A 19,819-nucleotide genomic window follows, 5' to 3' on the forward strand; every position below is an offset into this window, starting at 1 on the left:
CGCATACGCCCCGTGGCAGCGTCGCCTCGGAGCGCAGCCGGTGCCAGGACCTGCCGGCGGCCTCTGCGCGCGTCACCGACGGAACCGGTGATGTGCACGATGCGCAGGAGGACCGCTCGCACTCACCACCAAGGAGTGGGCGTCGTGACCGCGGAGACTTCCCAGACGCTCGACAGAGGACTGCGCGTCCTCAAGCTGCTCGCCGATACCGACCACGGCCTCACCGTCACCGAGCTGTCCAACAAGCTCGGCGTCAACAGGACGGTGGTCTACCGGCTGCTCGCCACGCTCGAACAGCACGCCCTCGTCCGCCGGGACCTGGGCGGTCGTGCCCGGGTCGGGCTCGGGGTGCTGCGCCTGGGACGCCAGGTCCACCCCCTGGTACGGGAGGCCGCGCTGCCCGCCCTCCGCTCCCTTGCCGAGGACATAGGAGCGACGGCACACCTCACGCTGGTCGACGGTGCCGAGGCCCTCGCTGTCGCGGTGGTCGAGCCCACGTGGACGGACTACCACGTGGCGTACCGGGCGGGATTCCGTCACCCGCTCGACCGGGGCGCCGCGGGCCGGGCGATCCTCGCCGCGCGGCAGAGCGTGCTGGCCGAGCCCGGGTACACCCTCACCCACGGTGAGCTGGAGGCCGGGGCGAGCGGGGCCGCCGCGCCGCTGATAGGGGTGACCGGAGTGGAGGGGAGTGTAGGGGTCGTCATGCTGTCCGACTCGGTTCCGGAGCGGGTGGGGCAACGGGTCGTCGACGCGGCCCGCGAGGTCGCCGACGCGTTGCGGTAGCCGGGGCGTCGCGGTGGCCGATGGGTGGCGGCAGCCGGCGCGTTGCTTGCGGTGGCCGGGGCGTTGCGGCAGTTGATGCGTTGCGGTAGCCGGGGCGTCGCGGTGGCCGATGCGTGGCGGCAGCCGTCGCGTTGCTTGCGGTCGCCGGAGCGTTGCGGCAGCCGACGCGTCGCGGCAGCTGCGGTGCTGCGACGGCCGGAGCGTTGCGGCGGCCGACGTGCCGCGGTGGCCGGGGCGCTGTGGAAGAAGGTGGCCGGTGTTCGGGGCGTTCGGCTCGGTGTGGGTGGTTTCGGGACTGTGTGTCGCGGTTTCCGGGGAGGGCGGTGTTCCCGCTCGGCCGGGCGGTCCGAGGGGGTCCGGCTGTGGCAGAAGCCGGGTCCGTGGAGGGGGCCGTTAGATTGGGGGCGTGCTCCCTCTTCTCTCTCGGCTCTCGCGAAACAGCCGCATCGCGGTCTGCGCCCTGCCCGTCGTCGCGCTGTTCGGGGTGGCCGCTGCGGTGCCGTTGCCGTACGCGGTGGCCCAGCCGGGCTCGGCGACCGACGTCCTCGGCAAGGACAAGCAGGGCCGGCCGGTGATCAGCGTGTCCGGGGTGCCGACCAGGGAGACCTCGGGACGGCTGCGGATGACCACGATCGTCGCCACGGGCCCCTCCATCGACCATCGGGTGGGCGACCTGGCCGACGCGTGGTTCCGGGAGGACCGGGCGGTCATGCCGCACGACGTCGTCTATCCGACCGGCGGCGACGACAAGGAGGTCTCCGAGTACAACAAGGGGGAGATGCTCAAGTCGCAGAACGCCGCTGTCTCCGCCGCGCTCGGCTACCTGGGGGACAAGGGCAGAGGCGCCAAGGTGGACCTGCACCTCGCCGACGTCGGCGGCCCCAGTGCCGGCCTGCTTTTCACCCTCGGCATCATCGACAAGATCGACGGCAACGGAGCGGGCGGCGACCTGACCGGCGGTCTCGACGTCGCCGGCACGGGGACGATCGACGCGGACGGAACCGTCGGTCAGGTCGGCGGTGTTCCCCTGAAGATCAAGGGCGCGCGCGCGGACGGGGCCACCGTCTTCCTCGTACCGAAGAACGAGTGCGCGCAGGCCAAGAGCGGGCTGCCGGACGGTATGCGGTTGATTCCGGTCAGCACGCTGACCGATGCGGTCTCGTCACTCGCGGAGCTGGGGAAGAAGGGCGGGGAAGGGAAGGTCCCGCGCTGCTGACCCGGGGAGGGCGGGAGCGACAGGGGGATGTGGACCGCGTGCTGCTGAGGAGTTCAGGGGCACTCACCGGGCGGCGACTGTGCGGAACCGGTGGTCGTGCGGGCCGGGAGCGGCGGTACGGATGAGGCGGAGCCCCAACTCCACGAGGGCCCAGCCCAGTTGCGTGCGTACGAGGTGCTGGGCGGCGGTCCGGGGGGACGAGGAACGGGCCAGGCGGTGGGCTGCGGCTTCGGCACGGAGTTCGGCGGAACGGGTCGCGTGCAGGTGGAGGTGGAGCTCGGAGGGCATGGCAGTGCATCCTCTCGGTCGGTGTGCTTCGTACCTGGGCGGGGAAGGGTCTGTGGGTGGCCGGCGGCAGCGGTGCGTCACTCCCTGGCGAGGGGAAATCCGTGCAGGTGGACGCGGTACTCCTCGGCGGTCTCGGCCGACTTCGCGGCCTCGCCCTTGACCCGGTAACTCTCGATCAGCTCTTCGATGCGCTGGATCATCTCGTGGGCCGCCTCCGGCGTCACGGTGAGGGTGTAGTCGCTGAGCTCGGAGGAGTTGCGCCACTCCTCGGACCAGTCGCGCCGGGTGCCGAGCCAGGTGCTGAGCTCCCGGGTGTGCTCGGTGGCCGCCTCGTGCATCAGGAGGTCCGCTGCCCCGCGGACCGTCGGGTCGGCGTGGTCGGCGAGCCAGTGGCCGAGTCGGGTCCCCTGGTGGACCGACCGCCACCAGCGTTCCCTGCCCTTGCCGTGCTCGGGCGCGTCCTCCACGAACCCGTGGGTCGCGAGCTGCCGCAGGTGGTAGCTGGTCGCCCCGCTGGACTCGCCGAGCCGGTCCGCCAGTTGGGAGGCGGTGGCGGGACCGTGGCGCCGCAGTGCGCGCAGGAGCTGCACGCGCAGCGGGTGGGCGAGTCCGCGCAGGGTGCGGGCGTCGAGCTGTTGGACGGACCGCTCGGGCGTCTCGTCCGGCACGGGGGCCGCATCGGACTTCCCCGTCGGCTGGGAGGGCGGCTGGTGCGGCGCGTCGTGTTCGGGCATGCCTCCACCCTAGAGTTGCAAAGACAGTGTTGCAAGGGGTCGTTTGCAACCACTTCTTTGCATGCGGGTCGGGAGCCTGCCCGCCCCGCGACCCGCCCCGCAACCCTGACCCGTGACTCGCCCCGCAACCCGCCCGGTGGCCCTCACCCGCAACCCGCCGGCCGGCCTCACCTGCAACCCGCCCGCCGACCTCCTCCCCGGGGCCCGCCCGGTCGGCGCCCGGTGGGCCCGCGCTGCCGCCGACCGCCGGACCAGGAGTCGGTCCGCCCCGTCCCTCCGTTACGTCAGCCCGGACGCCTGCTCCACCAGCGGGATGATCCGCAGCGGTACGGGGTTCTCCATGACGATCGCCGTGGAGGCCCGGACGATGCCCTCGAAACCCACCACCCGGTCGATCACCCGCTGAAGATCGGCGTTCGAGCGCGCGACCAGCCGGCACAGCATGTCCCCGTGCCCGGTCGTCGTATGCAACTCCAGCACCTCGGGCACCGTCGCCAGGTGCGCCCGCACGTCCGCCCCCTGCCCCTGCTTGATCTCCAGTGTCGCGAACGCCGTCACCGGATACCCGAGCGCCGCCGGATCCACGTCCGGACCGAAACCCCGGATGACCCCGTTGGACTGCAGCCGGTCCATCCGCGCCTGCACGGTCCCGCGCGCCACGCCGAGGCGCCGCGACGCCTCCAGTACCCCGATCCGGGGCTCCCGGGCCAGCAGCACGATCAGTCGCCCGTCCAGCTCGTCCACTGCCACAGCCGCTCCCGAGGTAGTCATCCTGTACAGATAGCGTGCCCATACTCGCCCTCGACTGGTCGGATTGCCCAGTGAATGCGCGAACTATTGCGCACCTTGCGATGTGGCGGGACGCTCCCCATATGACTGAGACCACGACTGAGACCACTGAGCCCGTCACCCCCGGCACCGCGCGCAAGGCCGATCCCTTCCCGGTCAAGGGCATGGACGCGGTCGTCTTCGCCGTCGGCAACGCCAAGCAGGCCGCCCACTACTACTCGACGGCCTTCGGCATGAACCTCGTCGCCTACTCCGGTCCGGAGAACGGCAGCCGCGAGACCGCCAGTTACGTCCTCACCAGCGGCGGGGCCCGCTTCGTCCTCACCTCCGTCATCAAGCCGACCACCGAGCACGGCCGCTTCCTCGCCGACCACGTCGCCGAGCACGGCGACGGCGTCGTCGACCTCGCCATCGAGGTCCCGGACGCGCGCGCCGCGTACGAGTACGCCACCGCACAGGGCGCCACCGGCCTCACCGAGCCGTACGAGCTCAAGGACGAGCACGGCACCGTGGTACTGGCCGCCATCGCCACGTACGGCAAGACCCGGCACACCCTCGTCGAGCGCAAGGGCTACGACGGCCCGTACCTGCCCGGCTTCGTCGCCGCGTCGCCGATCGTCGCGCCCCCGGCCAAGCGCACCTTCCAGGCCATCGACCACTGCGTCGGCAACGTCGAGCTCGGCAGGATGAACGACTGGGTCGGCTTCTACAACAAGGTCATGGGCTTCACCAACATGAAGGAGTTCGTGGGCGACGACATCGCCACCGAGTACTCCGCCCTCATGTCGAAGGTGGTCGCCGACGGCACCCTCAAGGTCAAGTTCCCGATCAACGAGCCCGCCATCGCGAAGAAGAAGTCGCAGATCGACGAGTACCTGGAGTTCTACGGCGGCGCCGGCGTCCAGCACATCGCGCTCGCCACGAACGACATCGTCTCGACGGTACGCACCATGCGCGCCGCCGGTGTCCAGTTCCTCGACACCCCCGACTCGTACTACGACACCCTCGGCGAGTGGGCGGGCGAGACCCGCGTCCCCGTCGAGACGCTGCGCGAGCTGAAGATCCTGGTCGACCGCGACGAGGACGGCTACCTGCTGCAGATCTTCACCAAGCCGGTCCAGGACCGTCCGACCGTCTTCTTCGAGATGATCGAGCGGCACGGGTCGATGGGCTTCGGCAAGGGCAACTTCAAGGCCCTCTTCGAGGCGATCGAGCGCGAGCAGGAGAAGCGCGGCAACCTGTAGCCCCCAGCGCGGCAAGCGACTTGACGCCTCCCGCTCCGGGGTCGGCTGCCACACCGCTCCCGGTCTCCCCGGGGTCGGCTGCCACGCCGTTCCCGGTCTCCCCGGGGCCGGCCGCCACGCCGCTCCCGGTCTCTCCGGGGTCGGCTGCCACGCCGTTCCCGGTCTCCCCGGGGTCGGCTGTCAGCCGCTCCCGGCCTCTCCGGAACCGGCTGCCACGCCGTCCCGGAATCGGCTGTCACGCTGCTTCGCCGGCCTCCGGGGCAACCGCCGGCCCCGCTTCCGCTCCCTTCGGGACACGCGGCGCACGCCTTCCGCGACCCCCGCCCGGGGCAGGCGACTTCCCCCGCCGACGCCCCCTCCCTCGCTGCGGCCCCACGGACCTGCCCCGTGGGGCCGCAGTGCATCCCGCATCCCCCGCACGCGCGTCCTGCCCCGCCGCTGTGCCCATGCCTGCGCCCGTCGCGTCCTCGCCTCACTCCCGCTTCCGCGGCGCTGTGCCCGCGGGGCTCTGCGTGCGGGGGCGGGGCGCCGACGCGCGCGGTGCGGGCTTCCGGGGCCGGGGCTCCCAGAGCTGGCGCGGGCCACCCTCCGGCGGTTCGCCCAGGCGGGCGAGGGACGCGCGAGCGTGCGGCGCCCACAGGGGCGAGAACACCGGGTTGACCCGCAAGGCCTCCGCCAGGTGTCGGCGGGCCGCCCCGTAGTCGCCGGTGGCCCGTTCGATCTCGCCCCGGTGGTAGAGGAACATCGCGTTCCGCGCGCCCTCCTTCGTTGCCTTCCGCGCGTACTCCCACGCGGCCTCGTCGTCGCCCGTACGGTGCAGTGCCCAGGCGAGCGCGTCTGCGGCCTCCGGGCCCGGGTGACGCGCGAACTCCGCACGCAGCAGCTCCACGGCCGTTTCCGCGTCGCCGTGGTCGCTCTCCAGCCGACCGAGGGCGAGGTCGCCGCGTACGCCCTGCCGGCCGTCGTGCGCGATCCGCGTACGGGCCCACCGGTACTGGGAGTCCCCGTTGCCGCCGCCGGCCTCCGTCAACTCGCCCAACTCCACTGCGTATTCGGGACGTGGAGCCAGGGTGAGGGCCGCCCGGTACGCCTTGGCGGCCTCCGCGGTGCGGCCCGCCCCCGCCAGCACCCGGGCCCGGCCCGCGAGCGCCGTGCCCTGTCTGCGGTCCAGGGACAGCGAGGCGTCGAAGTAGCCCAGGGCGTCCTTCAGGTCGCCCCGCTCCCAGGCGAGTTCACCCGCCCGGTTCAACTGCTCCGCCTTCTCCGCCGAGGTCTCCGCGGTCGCCACGGCCTCCCCGGCCAGCGCGGCCGCGTCCTCGCGCCACCCCTTGTTGCGGTACGTCTGCGCGGTCCACCCCAGCGCCGTCGCCCCGCCACGCCTCCCCAGCAGTTCCTCGGCGGTCCGCCCCGCCGCCTTCGCGTCGCCGAGCCGTCCGTACGCGTCGATCAGGACCGGGTACGCCGTCCACTCCTTCGGCGCCTGCCGTCGTGCGGTCTCGCCCCACCGCCGGGCCGTGGCGAAGTCCCCGCGCGCGTGCGAGAGCCTGGCCATGCCCACCATCGCCGCCACGTTCCCCTTCCCCGCCGCCCGCAGCGTCAGCGAACGGCGCAGTGCCGTCTCCGCCTTCGGGTAGTACGTCGCGTCGGCCGCCCGCGCGCCCCGCTCGACCAGTGCCGCCCCGAGCGCCGTCCACGCACCGTCGTCCCGAGGGCTCGCCCGCACCCGGGCGTTCAGGGCGGCCAGTGAAGTCGCCACCCCCGGAGCCCCTGCCGCCGGCTTCGCCGCGGGCCGTCCACCGTCCGCGTCCCACGCCAGCAGTACGAGCGAACCGGCGGCCAGCACCGCCACCGCGACCGCCGGCACGAGGACCGTCCACCGAACAGCCCGCTTCCCACCCACCCGCGCCTCATCCGCCCGCGTCCCGTCCACCGACGTCCCGCCCACCCGCGTCCCGTCCCCCCGCACCCCGTCCGCACACAGCCTCCCGTCCGCACACAGCCCCCCGTCCCCCCGCGTCCCACCCGCCCCTTCCCTGCCCCCACGCCCCTCGCGCCCGCCACGTCCCCCGGCTGCCCGCTCCCCGTCCGCACGCCGCGTCCCGTCCGCGGGCGGCCTCGGGGGCTGTGGCGGCTCGGCCGGGGGACCCGGCGGCTTGGGGGCGGAGGGGGGCAAGGGCTCCATGGGGTCCATGGCGCTCACTGTGCGCCAGCGCGAGCCGGTACGACGAGCACACCCGCCTGCCGCGATCCGGAACGCAGACGGGTTCACACAGATGGCCCCGGAGTGCCACGCTGAACCCATGGACGATCTTGCGGAACTGCTGCGCGTCGGTCTCCCCGACGAGGCGCTGATCACCGACCCCGACGTCATGGCCGCGTACTCCCGCGACATGGCCGGCTTCTGTGCGGCCGGAGCGCCCGCCGCGGTCGTCCTGCCGCGGACCGTCGAGCAGGTCCAGCACGTCATGCGCACCGCCACCGCGCTGCACGTCCCCGTCGTCCCGCAGGGCGCGCGTACCGGACTGTCGGGCGCCGCCAACGCCACGGACGGCTGCATCGTCCTGTCCCTCGTCGCCATGGACCGCATCCTGGAGATCAACACGGTCGACCGCATCGCCGTCGTCGAACCGGGCGTGATCAACGCCGTTCTCTCCCGCGCCGTCGCCGAGCAGGGCCTCTTCTACCCGCCGGACCCCTCCAGCTGGGAGACGTGCACCATCGGAGGCAACATCGGCACCGCCTCCGGCGGGCTGTGCTGCGTGAAGTACGGGGTGACGGCGGAGTACGTGCTGGGCCTCGACGTCGTCCTCGCCGACGGCCGCCTCCTCACCACCGGCCGCCGCACCGCCAAGGGCGTCGCCGGGTACGACCTGACCCGGCTCTTCGTCGGCTCCGAAGGCAGCCTCGGCGTCGTCGTCCGCGCCGTGCTCGCCCTCCGGCCCGCCCCGCCCCGGCAACTGTCCCTGGCCGCCGAGTTCCCGTCCGCCGACGCCGCCTGCGAGGCGGTCTGCGCGATCATGGAACGCGGACACGCCCCGTCCCTGCTGGAAATCATGGACCGCACCACGCTGCACGCGGTCAACGCCCTGGCCCGGATGGGCCTGCCGGAGTCGACCGAGGCCCTGCTCCTCGCCGCTTTCGACACCCCCGACCCGCTGGCCGACCTGGCCGCCGTCGGCGAGGTGTGCACCGAGTTCGGCGCCACCCGGGTGGTGCCGTCGGAAACCTTCGCGGAGTCCGAACTCCTGCTTCAGGCGCGGCGGTTGTCGCTCACCGCCCTCGAAGCGGTGAAGTCCGCCACGATGATCGACGACGTGTGCGTACCCCGCTCGAAGCTCGGCGCGATGATCGGGGGCACCGCCGCCATCGCCGCCAAGCACGGCCTCACCATCGGGGTCTGTGCCCACGCGGGCGACGGCAACACCCACCCGGTGGTCTGCTTCGACTCCGCCGACGAGGACGAGTCGCGGCGCGCCCGCGAGTCCTTCGACGAGATCATGGCTCTGGGGCTGGAACTGGGCGGCACGATCACCGGCGAACACGGCGTCGGCGTACTGAAGAAGGACTGGCTGGCCCGCGAAATCGGTCCGGTGGGCATGGAGTTGCAGCGCTCGGTCAAAGCGGCCTTCGATCCGCTGGGGATCCTCAATCCCGGCAAGCTGTTCTGAGACCGGGGTCCGCGATGTAGGTCCAGGGTCGGCGGGGGAGTGGGCCGATGGTCCGATGCGCAGGGGCGCGGGGACCGCATAGCGTGCGGACACAGGCCAGTTGCCGACCGTACCGACGAGGAGCACTCGTGCCCGCACGCCTCGACCACACCATCGTTCACAGCCGCGACCGTTTCGCCTCCGCCCGCTTCCTCACGGAACTCATGGGCGCCCCCGACCCCAAGCCCTTCGGCCCGTTCGCGAGCGTCCTGCTGGAGAACGGCGTCACGCTCGACTACGTGGACGCCGACAGCGACCGCATCGTCTCGCAGCACTTCGCGTTCCTGGTCAGCGACGCCGAGTTCGACGAGATCCTCGCCCGCATCCAGGAACGCTCCATCCCCTACTGGGCCGACCCGTACCACTCCACGCCCCAGCAGATCAACCACGAGCACAAGGGCCGCGGCTTCTACTTCAGCGACCCGGACGGCCACAACCTCGAATTCCTCACCCACACCTACGTGACCGACTAGCCCTCCCCGTCCTGCGAGGTCGCCAGCAGCTCGGCCAGCGCGTCGTCCAGGCCGAGCCGCTCGCTCTCCGTCCCCGGCGGCACCATCGCCAGCGTCCGCTCCAGCCACGCCGACACCACCGGCGACGACGCCTCCAGAAGGGCGTCGCCCTCCGGCGAGGTCAGTGCCACACACACGACGGAACTGCCCGCGACCTTCGTCGGCCAGATCCGGACGTCTCCGTGCCCGCACGGACGGAACACCCCGTCGATCAGCAGTTCCCGTGCGAACGTCCAGCAGACCGGGTAGTCCGACCCGATGTGGAAGGTGATGTGCACCGCGAACGGGTCGTCGGTCCGGTACACCAACCGGGCCGGCACCGGGATGGCGCGCTCGGGGGACAGAACCAGGTCGAGCTCCAGCTCGCGCTCCACAACGGTGTGCTCCATGACTGCACTTCCTTTCCGGTACGAGGCCCGACGGCGGGCCGTACCAGGAGAGAGCACGCCGGTCGCCATCCATTACGCGACTTACGAAGAAGTTCTGCGAACGTCACGGCATTGACCGGAAAGTGGTGCATCCGGTCGGACCGGCCCGGTGGCGGGCGGCCGTCTGGTAGATGTGGTCCCCGGAAATCCAGACAACGAGGCCCCCAACAGATACGGGACACGGTGATGAGCGCCCCCACACCGGCCAACGGCGACCACGCGACCAGCCACGGCTTCTATCCCGATCCGTCCATTCCGGGCTATGTCCGGTACTGGAACGGCAGTTCGTGGGTTCCCGGCACCAGCCGTCCCGCGCCCGCGCCCGGTGAGCCCATGCCCACCCCGCCCCCCGGCGCCGTCCCGGCCGTCACCCCCCACGCGGGCCTCCCGAACCTGGCTTCCGTCCCTGCCCGCGCACCCGTCTCGGCCCCCGCGCCCACCCCCGCTCGGGTGGAGGAGACCGGCCCCTTCGCCCCGGTGGAGGAGACCGGTCCGTTCTTCTTCGACGAGGAGGAGCGGGCGCAGGAGGCCGAGCGGGCGCGCCCGCAGCACGCCGGGGGAGAGGTGGAGGTACGCCACAGGGCCGACCCCGCGCCCGCCGCCCCCGCCTGGCAGGCCGACACCTCCCGGCAGGACGGCTTCGGCGGCGAGCGCGACCGCCGCGTCTCCTGGGGCTCCCCGGCGTCCCCCGGCTCCCCGCCCGACGCCGCACCGCCGCACACCCCGTCCGCAGCGTCCCCCTCCGCCGCATCCTCGTCCGCCCTCACCCCCGCCCCGCCGCACGGCCGCACCCCGCCCCAGCCCCGCACCCCGGCCGCCGAGCCCCGCACGGCCGACCCCCGCACGGGTGGTTCCCGCCCGGGGGACCCCGGCACGGGCGACCCCCGTACCGCCGACCCCCGTACGCCGGGCGGCTCCGACGCCCCGCCCCCTCGCGGTGAACGTCCGGCCCTGGAACCACCGGCCGCCCAGCCCACCGGCCGGCCGGGCCGCCCCCGCGGAGCGGCATCCGGAGTTTCCGGTCCGGTCCGCTCGCCCTCTCCGGTGCAGGCACCGGCCGCGTCTCCCGCCCCCACCGCTGCCTCCGCCCCGGCGCCCGCCGACGGCACGATGTCCATCCGTACGATCAAGCCCGCCCCGCGCACCCCCTCCGCGCCCCGGACCCAGCCCCCCTCCCAGGAAGCCCGGTCCGCGCCCGCCCCGGCCCACCACACCGCGTCCGCCAAGCACCCCGCATCAGCCAGGACCTCCGCGTCGGCACAGTCCTCCGCACCGGCCCGCACCCCGGTTCCTTCACCGGGCCGTACCGCACCCCCGCCCCCGGCCTCCGCCTCCGCCTCCGCCTCCGCGGACGGTCCCGTCACCCCGTGGAAGCCGCCCGTCGAGGACCCCTTCACCAGGGCCGCCCGGGAGCAGGCCGCCGCCCGGCCCGCCGGGCTCGGCCGCCGTCTCGCCGCACGGCTGATCGACACCCTCGTCCTCGGCGCGGCGGTCGGCGCCGTCGCGGTGCCGCTCGTCGCGCAGGCCGTCGACCACATCGACGAGAAGATCCGCGCGGCGAAGCTGTCCGGCACGACGGTGACGGTCTACCTCCTGGACAGCACCACGGTCGGGATCCTCGCCGCCGTCCTGGGCGCCTTCCTGGTCCTGGGTGTGCTGTACGAGGCGGTGCCGACCGCCAAGTGGGGCCGCACCCTCGGCAAGAAGCTCCTGAGGCTCCAGGTCCGCGACATCGAGGAGCACGAGCCGCCCGGGTTCGGCGGGGCGATGCGCCGCTGGCTGGTGTACGGGGTGCTGGGCATCCTCGGCATCGGGGTGCTCAACGTCCTGTGGTGCCTGTTCGACCGGCCGTGGCGGCAGTGCTGGCACGACAAGGCGGCACGCACCTTCGTCGCGGGGAAGTGCTGAACACCGCACGCTTCCCGACGTCCGGCGCGTCTCGTGCGCACGGAGTGACGCCGACGTCCGGTGCGACCCCGACGTCCGGTGCGACCCCGTGCGTACGCCCGCCCGCCCGGACGCCCGCCCGGACGCGTCCCGTACGACCGCGTGCCCCACGGCCCGTCACCTGATCGGCCGTCACCGCTCGCGCCGCCTTCACCGACTTGGCCCCCGCCGTCCCCCGAACGGCGCCCGAGCCGTTGCGGGCCCCGGGCGCCGGGAGTCGACTTCCGGGTATGAGCACCGATCAGCCGCCGCCCGGCATGCCGCCCGAGAACGATCCGTTCCGCAAGTACCCGCCGCCCCCGCAGGGCGGCGCCGGCAGCCCCTACGACCCGCCTCCGGGCGGTGCGGGGGACGGCGGCTCGCTGCCTCCGTACGGCGGAGGCCCGTACGACGGCGGCTACGGGAGCGGCGGCACGGGCGGTTTCGGCGGGAACGACCCGCTCGCCGGGATGCCGCCGCTCGCCTCGACCGGCAAGCGGTTCCTCGCCCGGCTCGTCGACCTGCTCGTTGTGGGCATCCCGCTGGCGATCCTGAGCATCCCGTTCGGGACCTACCGCGAGGTCACCGAGACGACCGACGACTTCGGCGACACGATCACCCAGTTCAGCAGCGGCAAGAGCCTGCTCTTCCAGGTGCTGTCGATCGTCGTCTACATCGCCTACGACACCCTGATGACGAAGAAGACCGGCCAGACCCTCGGCAAGCGCCTGATGGGCCTGCGGGTCGCGATGCTCAACGACGGCACCCTGCCGCCGACCAACACCGCCCTGGTGCGCGCCGCGGTGCTGTTGCTGCCCGCCCTGCTCTGCTGCCCCTGCCTGTGGTGGGTCATCACGCTGGTGGTGATCGCCGTGGACAAGCCCTACCACCAGGGCGTGCACGACAAGGCGGCCAAGACCGTCGTCGTCACCGTCGCCTAGCGGCGGTCCGCCGTCTCCGGTGCTAGCCGTGCAGCGAGTGCCGGCCCGCCGAGGCCGCCGAGGGGCGCGCGCGGGGTCCGGGCACCCGGAGTCCGTCGGGCTTCCCGGCGGCGGGCGCGGGAACGGCCGCGGGACTCGCGGCAGTCCCGCGGACCGTGTCCGGGGCCGGGCGCACGCGCGGCGTCGGTACCGTCATGGCCACCAGCAGCCCGAGCGCCAGCCCCGCGCACGCGATGAGCGCGATCCAGACCGGTGAGGCGGTCCGCGAGAGCAGCAGCATGGCGACGGTGGCGAAGACCACGGTCGTCGCCCCGTACGCGCACTGGGCGGCGGTGGGGGCCGGGGTCGGGATCCGGTTCGGAGTCTGGCGCGTCCGCTGCATGGCAGTTCCGTCCTCGGAGCACGGGGGTGGGGTCGCGGGGTCTCGGCTGAACCCTACGACGATGAGCTTCCCGCACGGAACGCCCGGTAAGCGTGACCTAACCCGCGGTACCGATGCACGGGGGGCGCACGGCGTCACCGCGCCGTCCGCGCCTTGAGACGCGAGCGCCCTCAGCGGGCGGCCCGGTGGCCGTCTTCCCATTTTCCACACGGAAGTTGTGGCCTACAAGAAGTCCGGATAGCGGAGTTGATGAACTGCCTAGCGTGCACGACAAGTTCATGTCAAGGTCTGTCTTTTCTGTTGCATCTCCGGTCGAATGTCGTCACTTGTGACGCGTGCCGTACGACGGACCCCCCACCTTTCGGGCCGGCGGCCGCGGGGGAGGACACCACCAAGTGACCAGCAACAGACGTGCCTTGAGAGGTACGGCCGTGCTCGTGGCGCTCGCCGCGACCGCTGCCACCGCCTCGACCTTCGCCACCGCGCAGGCGGCCCCCGGGCCGACCGGCCCGCAGACCCCGGCGGTGGTCGGCCACCAGGACCCGGCGGGCGGCCCCGGGGCCGCGCACGCCGGCCACGTCCACGGTGCGACCGGCCCGAACGGCAAGGCGGACAAGGGACACGTCATCGACGGCCCGCACAGCGCCCAGCAGGCCCAGCAGCGCCAGAGCGCCCTGGAAGAGGTCCTCAAGGGGACTAAGAAGGTCGAGAAGCGCGGCTCCTCGAAGGTCGTCAAGCTGGACGACAAGAAGTACGTGGAGCTCGGCCGCGAACGCACCGACCAGATCTTCACGATCCTGGTCGAGTTCGGCGACAAGGTCGACGACACCACCATGTACGACCCGGACGGCGCGGGCCCCAGGCCGCCCGTCAAGAAGTACGGCGGCACCCCCGGCCCCCTGCACAATCAGATAGCCGAACCGGACCGCACGAAGAACAACTCCACCGCCTGGAAGAAGGACTACGACCGGGCGCACTACCAGCAGCTGTACTTCGGCACCGGAAAGGGACCGGACGGCAAGCCCGTCGAGTCCCTCAAGACCTACTTCGAGAAGACCTCCTCCGGTCGCTACTCGGTGGCCGGCAACGTCTCCGACTGGGTCAAGGTCGAGTACAACGAGGCCCGTTACGGCTCGGACTACTGCGGCAGCAACAACTGCCCCAACGTCGAGGACCTGGTCCGCGACGGCGTCAACGCGTGGGTCGCGCAGCAGAAGGCGGCCGGCAGGTCCGACGCCGACATCAAGGCCGACATGTCGAAGTACGACGTGTGGGACCGCACCGACCACGACAACGACGGCGACTTCGACGAGCCCGACGGCTACATCGACCACTTCCAGGTCGTGCACGCCGGCGAGGACGGCTCGGCGGGCGGCGGCGCGCAGGGCACCGACGCGGTGTGGGCGCACCGGGGCTACGCCTTCTCGCGCGACGACGGCGACACCGGTCCGGCGGGCTTCAAGGCCGGCGGCACCCCGATCGGCAACACCGGCATCTGGGTCGGCGACTACACGGCGCAGCCGGAGAACGGCGGACTGGGCGTCTTCGCCCACGAGTACGGCCACGACCTGGGTCTGCCGGACCTGTACGACACCACGAACGGCGCCGAGAACTCGGTCGGCTTCTGGTCGCTGATGTCGGCGGGCTCCTGGCTGGGCACCGGCAAGAACGAGATCGGCGACCTCCCGGGCGACATGACCGCCTGGGACAAGCTCCAGCTCGGCTGGCTCGACTACGAGAAGGCGAAGGCGGGCACGACCTCCCTGCACAAGCTGGGCGTCTCCGCGTACAACACCCGCAACCCGCAGGCCGTCGTCGTCGAGCTGCCGCCCAAGAAGAACGTCGCCACCTCGGTCGTGAAGCCCGCCGAGGGCGCCAAGCAGTGGTGGAGCGACTACGGCGACGACCTGTCGACCACGCTGGAGCGCGAGGTCGACCTCACCGGCAGGACCAAGGCGTCCCTGGAGCTCACCGGCTGGTGGGACATCGAGGCCGACTACGACTACCTGTACACGCAGGTGTCCACGGACGGCGGCGCGAGCTGGCAGACCGTCGACGGCACCGCCGACGGCGAGACGATCACCCGCGACGGCGGCGACAAGCCCGCCCTGACCGGGGTCTCCGGCACCCACAAGCAGCTCGTCTACCCGCTGGACGCCTACGCGGGGAAGAAGATCGACGTCCGGTTCCGCTACAAGACGGACGGCGGCGCGGGCGGCAAGGGCTTCACGGCCGACGCCCTCACCGTCAAGGCGGACGGCGCCGCACTGTTCACCGACGACGCCGAGGGCGGCGACAACGGGTGGACCGCGCGCGGCTTCTCGCGCGTCGGGGAATCGGTCGTCGGCGACTTCCCGCAGTACTACCTCGCGGAGAACCGCCAGTACGTGTCGTACGACAAGACCCTCAAGGTGGGCCCGTACAACTTCGGGTTCCGGGGCACCGACCGTCCCGACTGGGTCGAGCACTACGCGTACCGGCCCGGCCTGATGATCTGGCAGTGGGACACCTCGCAGCGCAACAACAACGTCAGCGAGCACCCCGGCAAGGGCCTGCTGCTGCCGGTCGACGCCCATCACGAGCCGCTGAAGTGGGCGCACGACGGCAAGCTGATCTCCAACAAGATCCAGCCGTACGACGCCGCCTTCAGCTGGTACCCGAACCCGGGCTTCACGCTGCACAAGGACGGCCGGCCCACCCGCATCCCGGGCCGGCTCGGCGTTCCGTACTTCGACGACCGCAAGAACACCTACTGGTCGAAGGACAACCCCACAGGCAGCGTCCAGACAACTGACACCAACACCCGGATCTCCATCGTGAGCCAGCCGCCGAACGGCCAGACGATGACGATCCTGGTCGGGAAGTCCGGCCGCTAAAGGTCACTTTCGCGCCATAATCGCAGGTCAGAGCATGATCGGCCGTCGTCCCTCTAGCGGGCGGCGGCCGATCGCGTTTAGATGCCTCTTACGTACTCGCTATTGACGCGATGTCTCACGGGGAGATCCGGGACGTCGGACGGGGGAGTGACAGGCATGTCCGCCGGAGGTTTCCACAGGCTCCCGAACGGGAGCGTGGTCGTGGCCCTGAACCTGCCGCGCCCCGGCCCCTCGGGCGACCGGGTCCGCATCCTCGTGCACGCCGCGAACCGCTCCCGCGCCCTGACCAGGCTGCGGAACCTGGGGCTGCGCGCGGTGTACCTGCGTGGGAACGCCGAGCCGCCCACCCCGGACGAGATCACCGCCGTACTGCACCATCCCGACGGCCTGCTGTGGCGCGGCGCGCCGCAGTGCCGCCAAGAACTCTGGCACCCGATACGCGCCCTCCTGCGCCCGGCGGGCTGACCGGACGCCCGCGAGCCCCCCCCCGGTCGCCCGGTCCGCCGGTCCGCCCCGCACACCCGGTGTCCCGGGCGGGCTCACACCACCGGCTTGCCGCTCAGCCGCACGCCCGCCGCCCGCAGCTCCTCCAGCGCCGCCTCCGTGGTGGGCGCGGCGACGCCCGCCGTCAGGTCCAGCAGGACGTGCGTGGTCAGGCCCTCGCGGGCCGCGTCCAGGGCGGTGGCGCGCACGCAGTGGTCGGTGGCGATGCCGACGACGTCGACCTCGGTGACGTCGCGGGCGCGGAGCCAGTCGGCCAGTGTGACGCCGTTCTCGTCGAAGCCCTCGAAACCGCTGTACGCGGCGGAGTGGGCGCCCTTGTCGAAGACGGCGGCGATCGCGCCGGAGGCGACCACCGGGGCGAAGTTCGGGTGGAAGCCGACGCCCTCCGTCCCGGCCACGCAGTGCACCGGCCAGGACCGGACGTAGTCGGGGTTCGGCGAGAAGTGGTCGCCGGGGTCGATGTGGTGGTCGCGGGTGGCGACGACGTGCCGGTAGCCGGCCTGGGAGTCGCCGATCAGTTCGGTGATCGCGGCGGCGACGTCGGCCCCGCCCGCGACCGCGAGGCTGCCGCCTTCGCAGAAGTCGTTCTGCACGTCGACGACGATCAGGGCGCGGTGCATGGCATGGTCCTCAATCACTGGGCCCCGTGGAGGGGCCCGGTCCGGTGGAAGCCGTTCGTCCTCTACGAGGGTAGAGACTCCGGCGGTCTGGGGGGAGTGGGCATGCGGGACCACGGGGGCGGGTGTGCCGCGCGTACCCGGCCGGGGTGACCGTGGGTCACACGTACTCGGTCGGGATGACCGGCTCGCCCCGGGAGAGCTGTACGGCGGACATCGGCAGCGCGCCGCGGGCGCGGACGTGCCGGGCGCGGGCGGCGTCCAGCGGTTCGTGGGCCACGACCTCGCCGCCCTTGACCAGCTCGGTCTGGAGCAGGTGGTCGGCGAGCTCGGCGGGGACCTGGTCGGTGCCGATCACCTCCGCCTCCGCGATCCCGTAGGCGTCGGGCCTGCGGGCCGCCCACTTGCGGCCGCCGCGCGAGGACTTCGCGCCCAGCGACTTCTTGGCCACGGGGACCAGCGGGGCCTTTGGGTCGGCGGACTGCGCGCGGGCCACCAGCTTGTAGACCATCGAGCAGGTGGGGTGGCCGCTGCCGGTCACCAGCTGGGTGCCGACGCCGTACGCGTCCACCGGGGCCGCCGCGAGGGAGGCGATGGCGTACTCGTCGAGGTCGGAGGTGACGACGATCCGGGTGCTGGTGGCGCCCAGCTCGTCGAGCTGCTGGCGGACCCGGTGGGCGACCAGCAGGAGGTCGCCGGAGTCGATCCGTACCGCTCCGAGGTCCGGGCCCGCGACCTCGACGGCGGTGCGGACGGCCTCGGCCACGTCGTAGGTGTCGACGAGCAGGGTGGTGCCGCTGCCCAGCGAGTCCACCTGGGCCCGGAAGGCGTCGCGCTCGCTGTCGTGCAGCAGGGTGAAGGCGTGGGCGGAGGTGCCGACGGTGGGGATGCCGTAGCGGAAGCCCGCCGCCAGGTCGGAGGTGGAGGCGAAGCCGCCGACGTACGCGGCGCGGGCCGAGGCCACCGCGCTCAGCTCGTGGGTGCGGCGGGCGCCCATCTCGATCAGCGGACGGCCGCCCGCCGAGGCCGACATGCGGGAGGCGGCGGCGGCGATCGCCGAGTCGTGGTTGAGGATGGAGAGGATCACCGTCTCCAGCAGCACGCACTCCGCGAAGCTGCCCTCGACGCGCAGGATCGGGGAGCCGGGGAAGTACACCTCCCCCTCCGGGTAGCCCCAGATGTCGCCGCCGAAGCGGTAGGAGGCGAGCCATTCCAGCGTGGGCTCGTCGACGATGCCCTGCTCGCGGAGGAAGGCCAGGACGTCCGCGTCGAAGCGGAAGTTCTCCACGGCGTCCAGGACCCGCCCGGTACCGCCGACGACGCCGTAGCGCCGTCCGGAGGGCAGGCGGCGGGTGAAGACCTCGAAGACGGAGCGGCGGTCGGCGGTGCCGCCGCGCAGCGCCGCCCGCAGCATCGTCAGCTCGTACTGGTCGGTGAAGAGAGCCGTCGAGGGGACGCCCACCCGTCGCCCACCCCCGCCCTGTCCGGGAGCCTCGCGCTCTTCTTCTTCCGGCAGCCCGCGATCCGCTGTGTTCATACGACGGATGCTACCCCCTATCTCGTCAGAGTGACGAAATCTATTCCGCCGTCGGGGTCACGGTCGGCCGGGGGCCGTTTGTGCGACGGCCCTCCTGCGGTGGCAGCATGGGAGACGTGAGTGTCGCCCCCGTAGAGATCGAACGCCCCGAGTCGGCCGAGGAGACGTCCGTCGTCCCCGAGCCGGACACCCCCTGGGTGACCCTGGTCCACAACGACCCGGTCAACCTCATGAGTTACGTGAGCTACGTCTTCCAGACGTACTTCGGATACTCCAAGGAGAAGGCGAACAAGCTGATGCTCGACGTCCACCACAAGGGCCGGGCGGTCGTCTCCGCGGGCAGCCGCGAGGAGATGGAGCGCGACGTGCAGGCGATGCACGGGTACGGGCTGTGGGCGACCCTCTCCCAGGACCGCACCTGATGCCGGGCTACTTCGAGGCCGTCCCCGGCGGCGGTGCGGCCGTTGCCCTGGACCCGGTCGAGACGTCCATCCTGCGCTCCCTGGCCGTGCAGCTGCTGGAGATGATCGGTCCGGGCGACGAGCCGGTCGAGGGCGAGGACCCGCTCGCCGCACTGTTCGCCGAAGGGCCCAGCGAAGCGCCCGCCGACCCGGCGCTCGCCCGGCTCTTCCCCGAGGCGTACGTCGATCCCCGCTCGGAGCCGGACGCGGAGCTGCTCGCCGCCTCCGCCGAGTTCCGTCGCTTCACGGAGAACGACCTGCGGACCAGGAAGCGCGAGGATGCGCTGTCCGTCGTACGCTCACTGGACGCACTCGCGCCGGCTGCCGGGGACGCCGGGCCCGGTCTCGTACTGAAGCTGGACGCGGACGCGTCGCGGCGGTGGCTCGGCACCCTCAACGATCTGCGTCTGACGATCGCCTCCCGGCTGGAGATCACGGACGAGGACGGCAGCGACGAGCTGTACTCGCTGCCCGACGACGATCCGCGCAAGCCGATGGTGATGGCGTACCTGTGGCTGGGCGGCTTGCAGGAGACCCTGGTCGACACCCTGCTGCCGTAGCGGACGCCGACGGGCCTGTCCACCCCTTGGGACGTGACTGTTCGCTCAGCGGACGCTCAAATCCGGATAACGATCCCATTACCGTATGCGCCAAATTACGCTGTTTATGGCCTTCGCCCGACGGGTGAGTGACCTGCGTCACATTACGGGGGGCGTAACGCGTGGTAAGACTGCACAACTCCGCCCCCGGCACCACCCCTCGCCGGGGCGGAACAGGACTGGCAGACCGCCAGCGCGCACGGCCGAGGCAGCACGGATTCCACGCACCCGCAGACGTCCCCTGTCCACGTCCACGGACGTCCACGGACTCC

General features: G+C 72.3%; 19 protein-coding genes. 11 read left to right on the forward strand and 8 right to left on the reverse strand.

Annotation, left to right across the window (positions count from 1 at the left end; all coding sequences use genetic code 11):
- Positions 1 to 144: 144 nt before the first annotated feature.
- Complete coding sequence (locus ACQPZG_RS21930; protein ID WP_185031750.1) at positions 145 to 786, forward strand: IclR family transcriptional regulator; 642 nt, start codon at positions 145 to 147, stop codon at positions 784 to 786.
- A 406-nt stretch (positions 787 to 1,192) separates the two neighbouring features.
- Positions 1,193 to 2,002, forward strand: a complete 810-nt coding sequence (locus ACQPZG_RS21935) for a hypothetical protein (protein ID WP_433547434.1) — start codon at positions 1,193 to 1,195, stop codon at positions 2,000 to 2,002.
- A gap of 63 nt (positions 2,003 to 2,065) precedes the next feature.
- On the opposite strand, the gene ACQPZG_RS21940 is transcribed toward ACQPZG_RS21935, so the two are convergent.
- The 3 genes from ACQPZG_RS21940 to ACQPZG_RS21950 all read right to left on the reverse strand — a co-directional run bounded on the left by ACQPZG_RS21940 (position 2,066) and on the right by ACQPZG_RS21950 (position 3,795).
- On the reverse strand, positions 2,066 to 2,290 hold the full coding sequence (locus tag ACQPZG_RS21940) for a hypothetical protein (RefSeq protein WP_433547435.1): 225 nt from the start codon (positions 2,288 to 2,290) through the stop codon (positions 2,066 to 2,068).
- A 77-nt stretch (positions 2,291 to 2,367) separates the two neighbouring features.
- The gene (locus ACQPZG_RS21945) at positions 2,368 to 3,024 is read right to left on the reverse strand and encodes an ArsR/SmtB family transcription factor (protein ID WP_433547436.1); all 657 of its coding nucleotides are present in this window, start codon (positions 3,022 to 3,024) and stop codon (positions 2,368 to 2,370) included.
- 279 nt (positions 3,025 to 3,303) lie between these two features.
- Entirely contained in the window at positions 3,304 to 3,795 is a 492-nt protein-coding gene (locus ACQPZG_RS21950; RefSeq protein WP_433547437.1) for an Lrp/AsnC family transcriptional regulator, read from the reverse strand.
- Between the two features lie 101 nt (positions 3,796 to 3,896).
- Here ACQPZG_RS21950 and hppD point away from each other — a divergent pair, with 101 nt between their 5' ends.
- Complete coding sequence (hppD, locus tag ACQPZG_RS21955; RefSeq protein WP_433547438.1) at positions 3,897 to 5,057, forward strand: 4-hydroxyphenylpyruvate dioxygenase; 1,161 nt, start codon at positions 3,897 to 3,899, stop codon at positions 5,055 to 5,057.
- Between the two features lie 472 nt (positions 5,058 to 5,529).
- On the opposite strand, the gene ACQPZG_RS21960 is transcribed toward hppD, so the two are convergent.
- Positions 5,530 to 6,921, reverse strand: a complete 1,392-nt coding sequence (locus ACQPZG_RS21960) for a tetratricopeptide repeat protein (protein ID WP_433547439.1) — start codon at positions 6,919 to 6,921, stop codon at positions 5,530 to 5,532.
- Between the two features lie 436 nt (positions 6,922 to 7,357).
- Between ACQPZG_RS21960 and ACQPZG_RS21965 the strand changes: the two genes are divergently transcribed.
- Together ACQPZG_RS21965 and ACQPZG_RS21970 are read left to right on the forward strand one after the other, a co-directional pair.
- Complete coding sequence (locus ACQPZG_RS21965; RefSeq protein WP_433547440.1) at positions 7,358 to 8,725, forward strand: FAD-binding oxidoreductase; 1,368 nt, start codon at positions 7,358 to 7,360, stop codon at positions 8,723 to 8,725.
- A gap of 128 nt (positions 8,726 to 8,853) precedes the next feature.
- Positions 8,854 to 9,237, forward strand: a complete 384-nt coding sequence (locus ACQPZG_RS21970; RefSeq protein ID WP_433547441.1) for a VOC family protein — start codon at positions 8,854 to 8,856, stop codon at positions 9,235 to 9,237.
- Here the strand turns inward: ACQPZG_RS21970 and ACQPZG_RS21975 are convergent.
- The gene (locus ACQPZG_RS21975) at positions 9,234 to 9,665 is read right to left on the reverse strand and encodes an SsgA family sporulation/cell division regulator (RefSeq protein ID WP_433547442.1); all 432 of its coding nucleotides are present in this window, start codon (positions 9,663 to 9,665) and stop codon (positions 9,234 to 9,236) included. The genes ACQPZG_RS21970 and ACQPZG_RS21975 overlap by 4 nt on opposite strands.
- A 225-nt stretch (positions 9,666 to 9,890) precedes the next feature.
- Between ACQPZG_RS21975 and ACQPZG_RS21980 the strand changes: the two genes are divergently transcribed.
- Positions 9,891 to 11,612 (forward strand): RDD family protein, encoded by a 1,722-nt coding sequence (locus tag ACQPZG_RS21980; protein ID WP_433547443.1) that lies wholly within the window; start codon positions 9,891 to 9,893, stop codon positions 11,610 to 11,612.
- 269 nt (positions 11,613 to 11,881) lie between these two features.
- Complete coding sequence (locus ACQPZG_RS21985; RefSeq protein ID WP_433547444.1) at positions 11,882 to 12,571, forward strand: RDD family protein; 690 nt, start codon at positions 11,882 to 11,884, stop codon at positions 12,569 to 12,571.
- Between the two features lie 22 nt (positions 12,572 to 12,593).
- Here the strand turns inward: ACQPZG_RS21985 and ACQPZG_RS21990 are convergent, their stop codons facing one another.
- A complete protein-coding gene (locus ACQPZG_RS21990) occupies positions 12,594 to 12,953 on the reverse strand; it encodes a hypothetical protein (protein ID WP_433547445.1) in 360 nt (119 codons plus the stop codon).
- A 395-nt stretch (positions 12,954 to 13,348) separates the two neighbouring features.
- Between ACQPZG_RS21990 and ACQPZG_RS21995 the strand changes: the two genes are divergently transcribed.
- Together ACQPZG_RS21995 and ACQPZG_RS22000 are read left to right on the forward strand one after the other, a co-directional pair.
- Positions 13,349 to 15,829 carry an immune inhibitor A domain-containing protein gene (locus tag ACQPZG_RS21995; RefSeq protein ID WP_433547446.1) on the forward strand — a complete coding sequence of 827 codons (2,481 nt, stop codon included), beginning with the start codon at positions 13,349 to 13,351 and terminating at the stop codon, positions 15,827 to 15,829.
- A gap of 156 nt (positions 15,830 to 15,985) precedes the next feature.
- On the forward strand, positions 15,986 to 16,294 hold the full coding sequence (locus ACQPZG_RS22000) for a hypothetical protein (RefSeq protein ID WP_433547447.1): 309 nt from the start codon (positions 15,986 to 15,988) through the stop codon (positions 16,292 to 16,294).
- A gap of 74 nt (positions 16,295 to 16,368) precedes the next feature.
- Here ACQPZG_RS22000 and ACQPZG_RS22005 read toward each other — a convergent pair whose 3' ends face one another.
- Positions 16,369 to 16,953 carry an isochorismatase family protein gene (locus ACQPZG_RS22005; protein WP_185031779.1) on the reverse strand — a complete coding sequence of 195 codons (585 nt, stop codon included), beginning with the start codon at positions 16,951 to 16,953 and terminating at the stop codon, positions 16,369 to 16,371.
- Between the two features lie 157 nt (positions 16,954 to 17,110).
- Positions 17,111 to 18,487, reverse strand: a complete 1,377-nt coding sequence (locus tag ACQPZG_RS22010; protein WP_433547448.1) for a nicotinate phosphoribosyltransferase — start codon at positions 18,485 to 18,487, stop codon at positions 17,111 to 17,113.
- 107 nt (positions 18,488 to 18,594) lie between these two features.
- Between ACQPZG_RS22010 and clpS the strand changes: the two genes are divergently transcribed.
- Both clpS and ACQPZG_RS22020 read left to right on the forward strand, forming a co-directional pair.
- On the forward strand, positions 18,595 to 18,909 hold the full coding sequence (gene clpS / locus ACQPZG_RS22015; RefSeq protein ID WP_433547449.1) for an ATP-dependent Clp protease adapter ClpS: 315 nt from the start codon (positions 18,595 to 18,597) through the stop codon (positions 18,907 to 18,909).
- Positions 18,909 to 19,508 carry a DUF2017 domain-containing protein gene (locus tag ACQPZG_RS22020; protein ID WP_433547450.1) on the forward strand — a complete coding sequence of 200 codons (600 nt, stop codon included), beginning with the start codon at positions 18,909 to 18,911 and terminating at the stop codon, positions 19,506 to 19,508. Before clpS ends, ACQPZG_RS22020 begins: the two co-directional genes overlap by 1 nt.
- Positions 19,509 to 19,819: the final 311 nt, after the last annotated feature.

The sequence above is a fragment of the Streptomyces sp. CA-294286 genome, assembly GCF_050947155.1.
Classification (GTDB): Bacteria; Actinomycetota; Actinomycetes; order Streptomycetales; family Streptomycetaceae; genus Streptomyces.

Bases quoted from the DNA above. Each gene is read 5' to 3' on its own strand.
- ACQPZG_RS21965 (WP_433547440.1), top strand. From the start codon at position 7,358: ATGGACGATCTTGCGGAACTGCTGCGCGTCGGTCTCCCCGACGAGGCG.
- ACQPZG_RS22010 (WP_433547448.1), bottom strand. From the start codon at position 18,487: ATGAACACAGCGGATCGCGGGCTGCCGGAAGAAGAAGAGCGCGAGGCT.
- ACQPZG_RS22005 (WP_185031779.1), bottom strand. From the start codon at position 16,953: ATGCACCGCGCCCTGATCGTCGTCGACGTGCAGAACGACTTCTGCGAA.
- ACQPZG_RS22000 (WP_433547447.1), top strand. From the start codon at position 15,986: ATGTCCGCCGGAGGTTTCCACAGGCTCCCGAACGGGAGCGTGGTCGTG.
- ACQPZG_RS21950 (WP_433547437.1), bottom strand. From the start codon at position 3,795: ATGACTACCTCGGGAGCGGCTGTGGCAGTGGACGAGCTGGACGGGCGA.
- hppD (WP_433547438.1), top strand. From the start codon at position 3,897: ATGACTGAGACCACGACTGAGACCACTGAGCCCGTCACCCCCGGCACC.
- ACQPZG_RS21975 (WP_433547442.1), bottom strand. From the start codon at position 9,665: ATGGAGCACACCGTTGTGGAGCGCGAGCTGGAGCTCGACCTGGTTCTG.
- ACQPZG_RS21940 (WP_433547435.1), bottom strand. From the start codon at position 2,290: ATGCCCTCCGAGCTCCACCTCCACCTGCACGCGACCCGTTCCGCCGAA.
- ACQPZG_RS21990 (WP_433547445.1), bottom strand. From the start codon at position 12,953: ATGCAGCGGACGCGCCAGACTCCGAACCGGATCCCGACCCCGGCCCCC.
- ACQPZG_RS21945 (WP_433547436.1), bottom strand. From the start codon at position 3,024: ATGCCCGAACACGACGCGCCGCACCAGCCGCCCTCCCAGCCGACGGGG.
- ACQPZG_RS21980 (WP_433547443.1), top strand. From the start codon at position 9,891: ATGAGCGCCCCCACACCGGCCAACGGCGACCACGCGACCAGCCACGGC.
- clpS (WP_433547449.1), top strand. From the start codon at position 18,595: ATGGGAGACGTGAGTGTCGCCCCCGTAGAGATCGAACGCCCCGAGTCG.
- ACQPZG_RS22020 (WP_433547450.1), top strand. From the start codon at position 18,909: ATGCCGGGCTACTTCGAGGCCGTCCCCGGCGGCGGTGCGGCCGTTGCC.
- ACQPZG_RS21985 (WP_433547444.1), top strand. From the start codon at position 11,882: ATGAGCACCGATCAGCCGCCGCCCGGCATGCCGCCCGAGAACGATCCG.